Origin of the sequence: Aquimarina litoralis, from assembly GCF_039523995.1 — a bacterium.
Classification (GTDB): Bacteria; Bacteroidota; Bacteroidia; order Flavobacteriales; family Flavobacteriaceae; genus Aquimarina; species Aquimarina litoralis.
The window spans coordinates 842340-858232 of record NZ_BAAAGE010000001.1; the positions used below are offsets into that span (position 1 = coordinate 842340).

Here is a 15893-nt window from a genome sequence, read left to right on the forward strand (position 1 = left end):
GAAATAGTTCCTATTTTTGCAGAAAGAAATTGATATGTTTGATGTACAGAAAATACGACAAGATTTTCCTATTTTAGATAGAGAAGTAAACGGAAAACCGCTTGTATATTTTGATAATGCCGCCACCTCACAAACTCCTCAAATAGTGATTGATGCCATAGTGGATTATTATAGTAATTACAATGCTAATATCCACAGAGGTGTGCACACATTATCACAGGAAGCTACGGATGCTTATGAAATTGCTCGTAAAAAAGTAAAAGAACATTTTAATGCAAAACATTCTTACGAAATCATATTAACCTCTGGGACTACCCATAGTATTAATATCGTAGCTACTGGTTTTTCCAACTTACTAAAAGAAGGTGATGAAATCATCGTTTCAGCTTTAGAACACCATTCTAATATTGTTCCATGGCAAATGCTTTGCGAAAGAACCGGAGCTGTTCTTAAGGTGATACCAATGAATGAAGAAGGAGAACTTTTGATGGATGCTTATGATCAATTGTTATCAGAAAGAACCAAATTGGTTTTTACAAATCATATTTCTAATGCTTTAGGAACCATTAATCCTATTGAAGAAATAATAGAAAAAGCCCATAAAGTTGGAGCGGCAGTATTAATAGATGGCGCGCAATCTTGTCCTCATATCAAGCCAGATGTTCAAAAACTAAATGTTGATTTTTATGTAGCCTCTGCACATAAGCTTTGTGGACCTACGGGCGTTGGTTTATTATATGGAAAAGAAGAGTGGCTTAATAAATTACCTCCTTACCAAGGTGGTGGAGAAATGATTGATCAGGTTACGTTCGAGAAAACAACCTACGCTGGTCTTCCTCACAAATTCGAAGCAGGAACACCTAATATTTGCGGAGGTATTGCCTTTGGGGTGGCGTTAGATTATATGAATAGCATTGGTTTTGAAGCTATTGCACAATACGAAAAAGAACTGCTAGACTACGGTACAACGAAACTTCTTGAAATCGAAGGTTTAAAAATCTATGGAACTTCTAAACATAAAACTTCGGTAATTTCCTTTAATGTTGGTGATATCCACCCGTATGATATTGGTTCTATTGTGGATAAATTAGGTGTAGCAGTACGTACCGGTCACCATTGTGCGCAACCTATTATGGATTTTTATAAAATACCAGGAACTATTAGGGCTTCATTTTCTTTCTATAATACAAAAGAAGAAATCGATATTCTTGTAGAGGCAGTTAAAAAAGCGAAAATGATGCTCAGTTAGCATTAGACTGAATCGTTAATACTATCTTATGATTCGCTGAAAGTGTTGAATAGCAAGTATTCTTGTTGTATTTTTGTAAAAAAATTATAGAAATATGTCTATACAAAGACTTCAGGAAGAGATTGTTGATGAATTTAGCATGTTTGATGATTGGATGCAACGCTACGAATACATGATTGATCTTGGTAAATCCCTTCCTCTGATCGAAGAAAAGTATAAAATCGATGAGAATATCATCAAAGGATGCCAAAGTAATGTATGGGTTCATGCAGAAATGAAAGATGAAAAGATAGAATTTACGGCAGATAGTGATGCTATTATTACAAAAGGTATCATTGCGATTCTGATTAGAGTATTTTCTGGTCAGCATCCAAAAGATATCATTGATGCAGACACTGCTTTTATCGATGAGATTGGACTAAAAGAACACTTATCACCTACCAGAGCCAACGGATTGGTAAGCATGATTAAGCAATTAAAAATGTATGCTGTAGCATATCAAACTCAGTTAAATTAATTCGTCTTTTATTAATTAAGTTTATTTAGAAAAAGACGACTAAAAATATACTATGAGCGAAACCCATATAGATACCGCAGAACTAGGAGAAAAAATCGTAAGAGTACTTAAAACAATCTACGATCCAGAAATTCCTGTTGATATATACGAACTAGGATTAATATATGATGTGTTTGTGAATGAAGATAATGATGTAAAAATCCTTATGACATTAACTTCTCCAAATTGTCCAGTGGCAGAATCTCTACCAGAAGAGGTTAGAGAAAAAGTAAAATCATTAGATGCAGTTAATGATGTAGAGTTAGAACTCACTTTTGAGCCTACTTGGTCTCAAGATTTAATGAGTGAAGAGGCAAAATTAGAATTAGGAATGCTGTAAGTAAAGCTTCAAAAAACCATTCTCTCGCATAGCTGATATACAGTAAAAATGAATCTGGAGCATTATAGTAAATTAGAAAAGATGTATCTGAATGCAAATATCAATACAAACATCTTTGATACCACAACAGTTAAGATTTCTGAAGGAATATCAGAAATTGGACTGACTATATCCGATAAATATTTTCATGCACTAGGTGCAATTCATGGTTCTGTATACTTCAAATTATTAGATGATGCAGCGTTTTTTGCTGTAAACTCTTTAGTTGAAGATGTTTTTGTACTAACTACATCTTTCAATATAAATTTAGTGCGTCCTGCAAACAAAGGAGATATTAAAGCTATTGGGAAAATAAAATTCCGATCTCCAAACCTTTATGTTGCAGAATCCGTGTTATATAATGAAGACGGCAAAGAAATAGGTTTTGGAACTGGCAATTTTGCCAAAAGTAAAATAGCGCTAACCGAAAAAATAGGATATAAAATCTAATACCATGGCAGAAGAAATCATTAATAGAGTTGCAAATAACAAAAATCTTATTACCATCGATCTAGAGGATTATTATCCAGAAGGAGATCGAGTAGTATTTGATATAAAAGATTGGCTTTATGAAGGTTTTATTCTCCGCGAAAAGGAATTTAGGCAGCAAGTTTCCGAACATGATTGGAGCCAATACCAGAACGCGTATGTGGCGCTACATTGTTCTAGTGATGCTATTATTCCTGGATGGGCATATTTATTACTCACAACTAAGTTAACTCCGTTTGCCAAACATGTGGCAGTAGGATCATTAAAAGATCTGGAGACTATGCTATTTTCTGATATCATTCGTACACTCGATATCTCAGCATATCAGGATAAGCTATTAATCATAAAAGGTTGTGCTAATAAACCTATTCCCGAAAACGCTTACATACAACTTATCCAAAAATTACAACCAATTGCCAAAAGTATTATGTACGGTGAAGCGTGCTCCTCCGTACCTCTTTTTAAAAGAAAATAACAACTTCATCGTTAAAAAGTGCTTTTTATCGAAAATTCACTCCCGAATACTATTCTTTTATATCGAAGCGCATTACTTCGATTATATTTGCCAACGCAAAATTTTGCATAAACCTTGAACTTGTTTTACCAAAGTTTATTACTAAATTTAGAATATCCTTTGTGATAAACAAACTACTTAAAACTATTATTGATTATGAAAAAAATCGTATTCACATTTATCTTTCTAGTAGCAGGAATCCAAATAGGGCTTGCACAAACAGAAGAAGAATTGAAAACAACCTTAGCTGCAAAAAAAGATTCTATTGCTGCAATACAGGGAAGAGCTGATGCTATCCAAGCACAACTAGATGCTTTACCAGGATGGAAAATCGGTGCTTTTGGTACTATTGGAGGAAGTATTTCTGGGTTCAGAAACTGGTATTCTCAAGGAATTCCTGATAATGATGCTGGTACTATCGGTATAACAGTTAACGGTTATGCTAATTTACTACAGGAAAAATATTTTTGGAGAAATAGTGCTAATGTGAATCTAGCATGGGTAAAATTAGATGATAAAAGTAATGATGACGATACACCTCCAGGAGATGATGAAGATTTTAGAGAGGCTACAGATGTATTTACCCTAACATCATTGTTCGGATACAAACTTACAAATACATTGGCGGTTTCTACTTTAGGAGAATATAGAACTACTGTGCTTAGTAATTTCAATGATCCTGGATATTTAGATTTAGGTGTGGGTATTACCTGGACTCCAATTAACAATCTAGTAGTGGTAGTGCACCCATTAAACTACAACTTTGTGTTTAGTAAAGGGGCGTCTCAATATGAATCTTCTTTAGGTGCTAAAATTGTAGCGGATTATACACGTAAATTTGGTGCCATTAACTTTAAAACCAACTTATCCGCTTTTGTAAGCTATGAAGATCAGGATTACTCTAACTGGACATGGACAAATTCTTTCTCTTATACCTTCTGGAAAGCCATAGGTGTTGGATTTGATTTTGGACTAAGAAAAAACAAACAAGAAGCTTTTAATAATGCTTTAACTTTGGATCCACTGCCAACTCCAACTCCAACGCTGGAGAACACAGATAATGATTTACAACATTTTTGGAATTTAGGATTAAGCTACTCATTTTAAGTAAAAAATAGCATAATAAAAAAAGGTCAACTTAAAAAAGTTGACCTTTTTTTATTATGCTATTTCACGAGTTTCATATAAAACTCATATGAATCTTCATCATAGATGGAAAAACCATTGCGCTCGTATAGAAACTTTGCTGGATTTTCTTTTAGTACTTTTAGTCGTATCTCTTTATTAGTCGCTACAGATTGTTCTATGACATTATTAAGCACATAATTTCCAATTCCTTTTCCCTGTAATTTAGGTGTTATCTGAAGTTGAAGAATTTCGATACTACTATCTGTTTCGATATATTTTAGTACTCCTATCTTTTCTTTCTTATATAAAATTATTTGTGCCTTATCAAAATGAACTCTTACTCTTGCTAAATGCTGTTCTTCTGATAAAAACAACCCTGCTTTTTCCAAATGTTCCATCATCGTTTGCTTTCTTAGTTCCAGCAAAAAAATAACATCATCATCCGTAGCTTTATGCAGTTCAATGTTCATTTTATTTCTAGTTTATTTTTCAAATACATGCATACTAATCTAAAAAAATAATAGTTTACATAATACAATCACTGCTACATTAGGTATTAGGTTACGTCTATATATTTGAATAAGCTATACGCATAAATTATATTTGTGCCCATATCCATTGTTACCCATGCGCAAGATTGTTGTATTTATTTTTCTATGTTTTTTGCTGATTGACACGTTTGGTCAAGAAAAAAAAGAGGTAAAACAACTAGATTCTATACAAGTTCGATTGGAAAGATCATTGGATAGTTTACTCCAAAACACCCCAAAAGAATTAAATGTTATTGTTCTTAAAAAACTCTTGAACAAACTAAACCCTAAGCCTGTTAAAAAGCCTCATATCGGATGGAAATCCTTCGGAAAGTTTTCTTTCTTTTTTAATCAATCTGCATTTAATTACGATTGGCAAGGTGGAGGAACTTCTAACGTAGCAGGAAACCTAGCGCTTAATTATGAGATTAACTACAAAAAGAACAGTTTAACATGGGACAATAAAATTTTAGCAGATTACGGTCTTACTTTTCTTAAAGGTGAAAATTTTGCTCGCAAAACCAATGATCGTCTAGAAATCAACTCTCGTTTAGGACAGAGGATTGCAGAATCCTATTGGAACTACTCCTTATTTGTAAATTTTAGATCTCAATTTGCTAAAGGATATAGTTTCTCCAAAGATCCTGAAACCGACGAAACCATTCGTACCGAGGAGACTCATTTTTTCTCTCCCGCTTTTTTACAAATAGGTCCAGGATTACTGTGGAAAAAAAGCGATAACCTAAACATTAACATAGCACCCGTAACCTCTCGTATGATTTTCGTAGACGATCAGTTTACCACTACTCCAGATTATGTGGATGGAGATTATTTTGGTGTAGACGCTGGCAAAAGCTCGCGATTTGAGTTTGGAGGATCTTTAGCAGCTTATGCCAAGTTTCCTATTCTCAAAAACATAACGATGGAACAGATCCTGAATTTGTACTCTAATTATATCGAGGATCCTTATAATATCGATATTGATTACACGCTAAACATCAACTTAATCGTAAATAAATATATCTCTGGTAGTTTTGCATTCCAAGCCATCTACGATGATAATGCGACAAGCGGATTCCAAATCAGAGAAGTGCTGGGACTAGGATTAAACTATGAGTTCTAAATTAATTTTTTCTCTGTGCTTCTAGAGCATTTATTGTTTCTATAAGTTCTATTGTTCTATTCAATCCTTTTTTGCCCACTCCTCTATATAAGATCTTTAAATCCTTATCAATTAACATAAACGTGGGATAATTATCTACACGTAATTTACTAACAATCTTGGTATGTAATAAACTATCATTTCGCACGCGCTCTACAAACATATGTGTCCAATCCAGTTCTTTTTCTTTGATGTATTGTATACCAGGTTCTTTTTCAAAATCAAAATCTATACCTAGCATAGCCACATTAGGATAACTCTTATGAAACTCTTTTAAATCTGGTGTTAGTTTTAAACAAGGAACACACCAAGTACCCCAAAAATCTATCAATAAAAGATCCTTATCATTTAATAAGTGAGAAATACGTTTTTTGTTCCCCTCTATATCGGTAAAAGCATAATCTCTTAAAGTTTGATCTCTTTTATATCCATGCGGTAATGAAGTAATATCAAGTGTTTTTAGATACACTTTATCCAATGCAGCACCTACACTATCTATTTTAATAAAATGAGAGCCCAGTTGTAAAGTGTCTCCTTTTTCAAACTCTTCGTATTTATCCATATTCCTTCTAGAATAAAACGGGTTACCTTTTTCTGCGAAAATAAAATCCACATCTTCATCATACAATTCAGCTGCTATTCTAAAAGAGTCTTTCTCAATAGAAAAGTTTCCTAATAAATGTTCTGATCTTGCTGCTACCAATAGCAAATCATAATATCTCTTTGTAGCATCAGAAATGTCCTTATCTGAGTAGAAATAATCTTTATAGGGAATCAATCGCACATACTGATCTCTATCTCTAATTTTATTTTTATAATATCTTTTATACTTTAGGTGTAGTAAAGGAAAAGAATCTCTAATACCTGCATCACCTCCTGTCTTTTTTCTTAATTCCGCATCGAAAACATACACCTCGTCATCACTAAAGTCGAAATTATGATTCATATCCAAAATCATAATTTGAGAATCTCCATCTAGTCCCGAAATTCCATAAATCCGATTTGTTAAAGCAGCATATTCTGTAGAATCAATGAGTTTTTTTTCTAATAATGCGGTCATTTTTTTTCTACTATTAAAACCAAAAAATTGTGGAGAATAATATGTTAATTCGGGAACACCTTTAAAGTTTTTGGGCAAAGAATCTATATCGCTAAAAGGCTGTAAGACATTTCCAAAAGGTCCATTACCCGTTTTTTTTATTAAATCAACTACAATGGATGTATTTTTACTAGTCTTTGTTGATTCTTCCTTATTACAAGAAAAACATATAATCAAAAACAAGAAGTATAATTTTCTAGAATTCATATACTTATTTTTTTAACCCAATAATTTATGGTGTATAGGGTTCGCTTTTTAAATAAAAGTAAACAATAATTTACGTATTCGATAAACACATCTATTTAATCTTATTTAAAAAAATAAATGTGTCGTTATATAACCTGTTCTTTGGGTTTAAAATCCTCTTTAAATCATTAAAGTAACCTGATCATAAAACCCAAAATTTCCCGTTACATATTAGTAAGTGTCTTCAAAAGAATAGATGTTACCCCTAGATGGGTAATTTTTATAGAAGTATTTTGAAAAAGGGAATTTTTAGATCTTATCTCTCTTGAAAATAATGCAAATTTCTTCCTGTAAAACTCCAAGACATCACTGTCTTTCAAATTTTATAGCTTCAAAAATAAATAAGAATTTCCAGTAAGAATCACTCCTCCACAAACTCTGGATATAAGAAGTTGTTATAAGGAAAACGGGTTACATGAATATCTCTTACCTCTTTATAAACTCTTTTTCTAAAAGAGTCCATATTTTCTTTATTAATGGCAGATATAAATAAGGCATTATCTCCTATCCTACTCATCCAAGTTTGTTTCCACTCTTCTAGTGTATAGTGAACTTCTGTTTTTTCGGTAGTAAGATCATCCTCATCAATAGTTTTATGCTCGTATGCATCTATTTTATTAAACACCATAATCGTAGGCTTATCCATACTTTCAATCTCACCTAAGATTTTGTTTACAGAAGCGATATGATCTTCAAACTGACCATGAGATATATCTACGACGTGGAGTAATAAATCCGCCTCTCTCACCTCATCTAAAGTACTTTTAAAACTCTCTACCAATTGTGTTGGAAGTTTTCTGATAAACCCTACGGTATCACTTAATAAAAAAGGAAGGTTGCCAATAACCACTTTTCTTACTGTAGTGTCTAAGGTTGCAAAAAGTTTGTTTTCGGCAAATACATTACTTTTTGCTATTACATTCATTAGGGTAGATTTACCCACGTTCGTATATCCTACCAAGGCTACTCGTACCAATTTTCCACGATTACCTCGCTGTGTAGCCATTTGTTTATCGATCGTAAGTAGTTTTTTCTTTAATAAAGAAATACGATCTCTTACAATACGTCTATCGGTTTCGATCTCCGTTTCTCCTGGTCCGCGCATTCCAATACCTCCTCGCTGACGTTCTAAGTGAGTCCATAAACCTGTTAATCGTGGTAACAAATATTGATACTGCGCTAATTCTACCTGTGTACGGGCATAACTTGTCTGAGCACGTTGCGCAAAAATATCTAGAATCAAGTTTGTTCGGTCAATGATCTTAGCTTTTAGGATACGCTCTATATTACGCTGCTGAGCAGGCGTTAATTCATCATCAAAAACAACAGTTCCGATATCATGTTGTTCTACATACGCCAACACCTCTTCCATTTTACCCGATCCGATAAATGTTTTAGAATTGGGTACCTCCATTTTTTGAGTAAATCGCTTCACCACTTCTCCACCAGCAGTATAGGTAAGAAACTCTAACTCATCCAAAAACTCTGTTAGCTTTTCCTCATCCTGATTCTTCGTAACAATACCTATTAGTATTGCTTTTTCGTATTTTGCTTTTTCCTTTTCTAACATCTGCGCCTAATTTTCCTGCGATCTACTTCTTATGTGCTGTTTCAACAATTAATCTACAAAGGTACAATATTGTATGCATTTGAATTTGTACTTTAGGCCTCTACAATAAATTTTTATTTCATGTCTTCGAAGCCTTATTTCAAAAAGAAAGATACAAACCTACATACCATTGCTTTTTATAATCTAGAAAACTTATTTGATACCAAAGATGATCCTAATACTTTGGATGATGATTTCTTACCTGATTCTGAAAAACGATGGAATAAAAAAAGGTATGAGAAGAAGCTATTTAAACTAGGGACCGCTATTTCTAATATTGGATTTGCCAAGTCTGGTAAAGCTCCTGTGATTTTGGGAGTAGCAGAAGTAGAAAACAAAGCTGTTTTAGAAGACCTTGTAAAAACAAAGCACCTGATTCATAAAAACTATGGTGTAATCCATCACGAATCTCCTGATGAACGTGGAATAGATGTTGGTTTGTTATATCAAAAAGAAAAATTTACAGTTACACATTCAGAAAGTGTTCCTTTACTCGTAATGAATGATCATGGAGAAAGAGATTTTACTCGCGATATTTTGTGGGTAACAGGAGAATTGCAGAACGAGGAAATTCACATTCTGGTAAATCACTGGCCGTCTAGAAGAGATGGAGCTGAATTAACAGCTTATAAACGTATTGCAGCTGCAGAAAAAAATCGTGAAATTATTCATCAAATTACCGAAAAAGATCCTAATGCGAAGATTATTATCATGGGTGATTTTAATGATGATCCTAATAATGAAAGTGTGAAACAACATCTTATTGGTCATGATTTCTATAATCCAATGGAAAGATTACACACTAGATTTCGGGGAACATTAAACTATAAAAACCAATGGAATCTATTCGATCAAATCATTTTTAGCAATAACTTCCATAAGTTCGAAAAAGGAACGCATAGTTTTGCTGAGGCTAACATCTTTGATGATAGTTTCTTAAAGATCTACAAAGGACGATACAAAGGCAAGCCCTTTAGAACCTATGCTGGTGGAAAATATAAAGGTGGTTATAGCGATCATTTTCCTGTTTACATATATCTAAAACACCATATGTAATTCCCATACAAAAGCACCCAACAAACACCTTTTTTCTGTAAAGTTATTTCACTTTAAAACGTCGGGACATAAACCCCTTTTTGTTCTGGTAACAAACCCTTTATTTATTTTTAAACAATTGATATTCAATATTTTATTTAGCGGAAATTTCCGCTAAATAAAATATCTCTTTTGCCAATTATACTTACCACTCTACTTTTGGATCCGAATTCAAAAAGAAAATTATGAGTTCACATTTTACTTAAAATGAAAAGAATAGTATTAAGATCATCCATCTCATAGGATTAGAAACATAAAAGGCACCAACAAAAGTTTCAACAGCAATAATCTTCTTTTCAATTAAAAAGTAAAAAATAAGGATACTAAGTATCCAAAAAACTAAACAAGTCAATTAATTATTCTTAAAAACCAAACAAATGAAAAAGTTATTTTATGCATTACCAATTTTTGGATTATTATTCTTTGCTTCCTGTGATAAGGACGAATCCAATGAAATCATTGATGAATCAGCGATAACATCTGATTTTTCTTTAAAAGACATCTATGATTTTCAAAAAGATGTCACGATCAGCTCAGAAGAAGGTAGTACTGGAGTGGTAAGAATTTATGCAAATAACCAATCAGCATTATCCAATTATTCTACTGAAAACCTTAGTTTAATGGAAATTCATTCTAATGAAACTTTACAAGAGAGCCTAGTACGTCATAACATCATGGATCTTACAGAAACTACTATAGATTCTGAAGAAGGAGATGCTAAAGATGCCTCTTTTGAAGAAACTGGTAATGATATCGCCTTTGAATTAGTAAAGCTTACAAAAGCAAATCCAAACTCAAAATATGCGATCAACTTTAACCATCCACAAACGAGTATTGCAAAAGCTGGCTGGAACTATTACACACATTATAGCTCTGTAAATCAAGCTCAAATAGCAGAGATTGCTAGACATTCTGTATGGAGAAGAGTATATTATGGTCTAAAATATAAGGCTAATAGTGGAAGTAGTTGGGCAACTATTCAGAATGAATGGAGAAAAATAAACAATAACCAAAGTTTCTCTCACACTAAGAATCCTTGCTACCAGTTTAGATTCCGTGTAAAAACTAAGAAGAACAGTGCTTATTCGGTAACATTTGATTATTAATAAAATAATTAAAACCAATAAAAAACACCCTTAAGAAGCTTCTTAAGGGTGTTTTATTATTGCTATCTCGATTAAAGAAACTCTTAATTTCCTGAGATCTCTATGTTATCGATATGATATCTTGTAGTTGCACCTGGATCCCCTCCAACATATCTAAAAGCAACATGAATAGTGTCACTAGTCAAACAAGAGATATCAACAGGATCTACTGCTTCAAAACTTCCAAACCCTCCGCTTGGACCTCGAGGTATTTCAACATTGAATCTTTTCCAAGATGTTGTTATTACATCTCCTGTAAAATTCTCTGCAATTAGAACTTCAAGAAGAGTTGTTCCAGTATCAAAATTAGCCTGAACTTCAAATGATAAAACTTCATTAGCTGATCCACTTAAATTAATTTCTGGTGTGACCAACCAAGTATCAACTGAACTTTCATTCGAGCTAAAAGAATTAATTTGTGCGTATTGATTTCCACTAAAACTACCTACTTCATATAAAACTGATCCTCTAGAAATATTTTGATTTACCCATCCATTACTCAAAAGATCATCAATACTTAAACCAGTAAATTCCTCTTCAAAAACAATATTTGAGCCTCCAATATTATTAGTAGGACATTCTGAATCTTCAATAATTAATTCAATATCACAACGCTCCTCATTCTCAAAAACTAATCCCGTTACATCATTAAGCACTAAATTAAAAGTGTCACCAAAGAAGTTCTTAGTTAAAACTCCTTCAAAACTTCCTTTCTGTGATGGTAGTGTTAAAGACTTAAAATCTGCAAAAGTACTTGTGCTCAAAACAGCAGTAGCGCCAGTATCACAACTTTCTAGGTTTCTTTCTCCATCAAACTCATCACTTGGCTCACCTGCAAAAGTTAAAGGACTATCTCCAAAGACATCATCTTTACCGAATTGAACATTATTAATGGTTACAAACAAGTTTGTTAAATCGTCTGAAAAGTCTTCAAAAGTGATTTCTAAAGGTGTAATTTCTGCAACTTCAGAAGATCTAAGAATAACCTCTTCTTGAGAAAAAGAAGGAATCTGATCTACCTCATCACCAGAAAGTACTCCAATAGTAAAAACACCATTTTCTATACCTACAGATAAACCATCTAACTTTACAAAGATCTTACGTCCAAATTCATAGCTTGTAAATAATGGATTTACATCAATTGCTAATCTCACTCCTCTCGTAGGACTATCTGGTCTATCTTGTAAAATTAACTCTTCAAAAAAGTTCCCTGCTTTATCCGTTGATATTACATAACCTGACATGAATCTAGGGTTATTTGGATCATCATTTTCGTAGGTAAATTTAGTCTGTAACCTTAGCGCTTCTATTGCTTCTACATCAAAATCACTATCAAAATCTAAACCTGCATCATCTACAGCATCAGCAAATTCTTGAAACCAAGCATCGTAAACACTAGATAATAATAAAGGTGTACTACCATTTAAGTCTGGTTCTTCAATATCCAATGCGGGTGTTCTAAAATCATCGTCTTGTACGCAAGCAGTCATCGTAACTGCTAAGACTAAAACACTTATTAGTTTCTTTAAATTAATTGAATTCATTTTATAATATTTTTTTGTTGTGTTCATCATTAAAATCTTACATATACATTTAGGTAGTATGAAGTACCAAATCCATAGAAATATCTAGGTCCAAAAACTGGTGTATCACGCTGAGCTTCTTCTAGTGCTAATCTATAATTTGCATTTCTAGCCTGTTCAAAACCGCCCGTTCTATATTCTTTGTCAAATATGTTATTAATAGTGGCAAAGAAACCTATGTAATAATCTTTTACTTTCCAAGATTTACCTCCTACTGCATTTACAAGGATATAGTCATCGAATTGCTCTTGTCTTAATAACTCTCTTGCAATGTTTTCATCATAATCATTAAACGGTAATCCGTCTACATCTTGATTAAAGTTTGATGATCTTGCAAATGGACTTACATCTATATATGCATTTGAAAAATAGTTTGCTGTTGCTCCAAACCACCAGAATTTTGGATCTCTATATTCAAAACCAAACTGCGCAGCGTTTTGTGGTCCCCCAGCAATACGATAATCCTCTAGAGAAGATTTTCCAAAATAACGTACTCTGTCCAGGTTTCCTGTAGTTTCTCCCAAGAAATCACTACTGGTACTTGCTACAAACAAATCAGGATCGTTAGCATATGTAAACTGTCCTATAGCCGCTGCTCCTTTTAGTTTAATCGTAGGAGTAATTTGATACTCGATACCTAATTCTGCTCCTATATGCTGCTTATCTACACCAGTTAGAATCTCCTGTACAAATCCAACATCAGATCCAGAGATTGCTTGAGTGAAAAAGAAAGATAATTCTGTTGCATCCTCTATCTTCGTATAATATCCTGTTAACCTTGCTTTTAATTTCGGGGTTCTTAAGATATAACTGGCATCAAAAGACTGAACTTTCTCACTTTCTTGTTCTGATGAACCAATTCTAATACTTTCTAAGTTTCCATCCAGAACTTCTTGCTCTTCAAAAGCTCTTTCTGCACGTATCAACTGATCAATTGTTCTGTTATTTTGTCTTGAATTTGCAAAAGAGTTACGAATCGTTGGAGCCTTTGTAAAATACGTTCCATTGATATCTATTAAGTTACGCCCATTTATTTTATAGGTGAAACCTCCTTTTGCACCATAATTGGTAAACTCTAATTTATCACTCTTACCAAAAGATCCTAAACGTCCTTCACCAGGAAAATATCCATTTTCGAATAATCCGTTTCTTTGGTAACTTGTTTGAGAAACATTTGCTCCTACAAAAAAGTCTACTCTATTATATTTAAATTGTGCTTGTGCAAATCCACTAACCACATCAGCATCAATTTCGTAATTATAGTCGTATCGATCACCTACTCCAACAACTCTGTTACGGTTTCTTAAATCACTCTGTGCTCTATCCGCCAATTCTTCTGCAGAAAGTCTATCTTCTGGTGCTACATCATTATCTTGTTGAGCTCCGAACAAATCAACATCTAAAAAACCTCTTCCTCCTAATAAATCGGTTACTTCTGCAAAATTCTCACTTTTTAAGGTTCTATAGTTTAAAGCAGCATTTAATGTAATATTATCTGTCAATTGACTGTTTAATATCGAATTAAAAGTCCACTGAGTATCATCTATTCTATCTTCATATAAGATATAGGTAGAATTCACACCTCTTTGTGAGTTTAATTGATTTGTTTGTATTAACTGATTCCAATCTAATTGACCATTTCTAATAAATTCTTGTTGTGCTAAGAAAGCCTTCTGAAAATCTAAGGGTGTAAGGTTAGGGCGACTCAGAAAAGAACTTGGTAAGAAACTTGGGTGAATCGGGTTTGTATCTTGGCTTGCTCCACCTCCTGGATAATAATCTACTCCATTGAAATTCCTTAATTCGGTTCCTCCATTATCGATTCGGCTATTTCCTATTTTACCTGTTTGATAACCTACATTGGTATTTAAAGTTGTTTTATCACTGATATTCCAAAAGTGATTTAACATAAAAACTGGTTCTTCAATTTCTCGAACTCTTGAGTTCTTCTTTTCTCCATCAAAATATCCCCAGTTTGGATTGTATTGCCTTCCTTTTAGTCTAAAAACTTCTTCGGTAATTGCAGTCGATCTACCTCTTCTGTTTGGAGTATAAAAACTAGTTACATTAATGCTGTGTTGGTCATTAATCTTTTTCTCTACTGCAGCAAAAATGGAATTAGCATCGTATAAGGTTCCTTCGATATACCCTTCATTACCCATTCTTCTAGCCAACGAAATAGTATATGCCCAACCATTACTCATTAATCCAGAGCTATAGCTACCCATAATTCTACCAGTGTAGCTTCTATTGGAAGCAGCATATGATAATCGACCTCCTTGTCTGTATTGAGAAGCTCTCATAATAATATTAGTCGATCCAGCTAGATCACCAAATGTATAATCATTGGCAGAAATTCCCATGGAGAACTCCTGATTACGCTGAACATCATTTAGTCCACCCCAGTTACTCCACTGTGGTCTTCCATCGTTCAGTTTGTTCATTTCAATTCCGTTGATCAATACCTTAGCATTTTCGTTACCAAGACCTCTTGGTCGGAAAAATGTAGCGCTAAAATCAAACGCTGCCGCACTAAGGAAAACATCTCTAGATGCTTGCAATAAACCTGATACATTTGCCGATGCATCGTCATCACCTTCATCTAATTCATTATCCGTAAGGCTTATCGTACCTATCTGGATTTGTTCCTGATTTACATCATAATTTAGATCTATTGTTTTTAGATCTAACACACTTCCTTCATTAATAATTATAGGAAAACGCTTGGTAATATATCCATCCTTGGATATAACAGCTATTTGTTCTCCTAATGGTAGTTGTACGCCTCCAAAATCAAACTCTCCTAGATTATTAGTGGTTGCCGAAAGCAAAGTTCCTTCAATCGTAATAAGTACTTGAGTTAGATTTTCATTGGAAGATGCGTCAACAATTTTACCCTTTAATCCTGTTTGCTGTGCATTGGTCATAGCAACAGAACTTAAAAAAATCATTAAAAAGAAAAGATTCTTTTTGAGTTGTGACACTTTCATTCAATAATTGTTTTAGTTAAAAAATTAACATTTCTGCCGCGCAAAAGTACATGTTTTAAATAGAAAAGCTAATTTTGGCTCAAATTTTGGAATGCATTTTACAATAAGTTAATAATCAA

At 33.4% G+C, this 15893-nt stretch carries 14 protein-coding genes; 9 read left to right on the forward strand and 5 right to left on the reverse strand.

The genetic code is table 11. From position 1 onward, the window contains the following. The first annotated feature begins 34 nt into the window (after positions 1-34). The 6 genes from ABD077_RS03300 to ABD077_RS03325 all read left to right on the forward strand — a co-directional run bounded on the left by ABD077_RS03300 (position 35) and on the right by ABD077_RS03325 (position 4294). Positions 35-1249, forward strand: a complete 1215-nt coding sequence (locus ABD077_RS03300) for an aminotransferase class V-fold PLP-dependent enzyme (RefSeq protein WP_343911965.1) — start codon at positions 35-37, stop codon at positions 1247-1249. Between the two features lie 94 nt (positions 1250-1343). Continuing rightward, entirely contained in the window at positions 1344-1766 is a 423-nt protein-coding gene (locus ABD077_RS03305; RefSeq protein ID WP_343910467.1) for a SufE family protein, read from the forward strand. Positions 1767-1818: 52 nt separating this feature from the next. Further along, positions 1819-2145 (forward strand): SUF system Fe-S cluster assembly protein, encoded by a 327-nt coding sequence (locus ABD077_RS03310; RefSeq protein WP_299609769.1) that lies wholly within the window; start codon positions 1819-1821, stop codon positions 2143-2145. Positions 2146-2193: 48 nt separating this feature from the next. Beyond that, on the forward strand, positions 2194-2634 hold the full coding sequence (locus ABD077_RS03315; RefSeq protein WP_343910470.1) for a PaaI family thioesterase: 441 nt from the start codon (positions 2194-2196) through the stop codon (positions 2632-2634). Positions 2635-2638: 4 nt separating this feature from the next. Then, positions 2639-3148: a DUF2480 family protein gene (locus ABD077_RS03320; RefSeq protein ID WP_343910472.1), complete on the forward strand. Its 510-nt coding sequence runs from the start codon at positions 2639-2641 to the stop codon at positions 3146-3148. Between the two features lie 195 nt (positions 3149-3343). After that, a complete protein-coding gene (locus ABD077_RS03325; RefSeq protein ID WP_343910474.1) occupies positions 3344-4294 on the forward strand; it encodes a DUF3078 domain-containing protein in 951 nt (316 codons plus the stop codon). Positions 4295-4353: 59 nt separating this feature from the next. Here the strand turns inward: ABD077_RS03325 and ABD077_RS03330 are convergent, their stop codons facing one another. Next, positions 4354-4785 (reverse strand): GNAT family N-acetyltransferase, encoded by a 432-nt coding sequence (locus tag ABD077_RS03330; protein WP_343910476.1) that lies wholly within the window; start codon positions 4783-4785, stop codon positions 4354-4356. A gap of 259 nt (positions 4786-5044) precedes the next feature. On the opposite strand from ABD077_RS03330, the gene ABD077_RS03335 reads away from it, so the two are divergent. Then, on the forward strand, positions 5045-5968 hold the full coding sequence (locus ABD077_RS03335) for a DUF3078 domain-containing protein (protein WP_343910478.1): 924 nt from the start codon (positions 5045-5047) through the stop codon (positions 5966-5968). 1 nt (position 5969) lies between these two features. On the opposite strand, the gene ABD077_RS03340 is transcribed toward ABD077_RS03335, so the two are convergent. Both ABD077_RS03340 and hflX read right to left on the reverse strand, forming a co-directional pair. After that, positions 5970-7313 (reverse strand): TlpA family protein disulfide reductase, encoded by a 1344-nt coding sequence (locus tag ABD077_RS03340; RefSeq protein ID WP_343910480.1) that lies wholly within the window; start codon positions 7311-7313, stop codon positions 5970-5972. 400 nt (positions 7314-7713) lie between these two features. Further along, positions 7714-8922 carry a GTPase HflX gene (gene hflX / locus ABD077_RS03345; RefSeq protein ID WP_343910482.1) on the reverse strand — a complete coding sequence of 403 codons (1209 nt, stop codon included), beginning with the start codon at positions 8920-8922 and terminating at the stop codon, positions 7714-7716. A 120-nt stretch (positions 8923-9042) separates the two neighbouring features. On the opposite strand from hflX, the gene ABD077_RS03350 reads away from it, so the two are divergent. Both ABD077_RS03350 and ABD077_RS03355 read left to right on the forward strand, forming a co-directional pair. Continuing rightward, on the forward strand, positions 9043-10017 hold the full coding sequence (locus ABD077_RS03350) for an endonuclease/exonuclease/phosphatase family protein (protein ID WP_343910484.1): 975 nt from the start codon (positions 9043-9045) through the stop codon (positions 10015-10017). Positions 10018-10433: 416 nt separating this feature from the next. Continuing rightward, a complete protein-coding gene (locus ABD077_RS03355; protein ID WP_343910486.1) occupies positions 10434-11162 on the forward strand; it encodes a hypothetical protein in 729 nt (242 codons plus the stop codon). Positions 11163-11245: 83 nt separating this feature from the next. Here the strand turns inward: ABD077_RS03355 and ABD077_RS03360 are convergent, their stop codons facing one another. Then, positions 11246-12745 (reverse strand): DUF5689 domain-containing protein, encoded by a 1500-nt coding sequence (locus ABD077_RS03360; RefSeq protein ID WP_343910488.1) that lies wholly within the window; start codon positions 12743-12745, stop codon positions 11246-11248. A gap of 29 nt (positions 12746-12774) precedes the next feature. After that, positions 12775-15774 (reverse strand): TonB-dependent receptor, encoded by a 3000-nt coding sequence (locus ABD077_RS03365; protein ID WP_343910490.1) that lies wholly within the window; start codon positions 15772-15774, stop codon positions 12775-12777. Positions 15775-15893 lie beyond the last annotated feature (119 nt).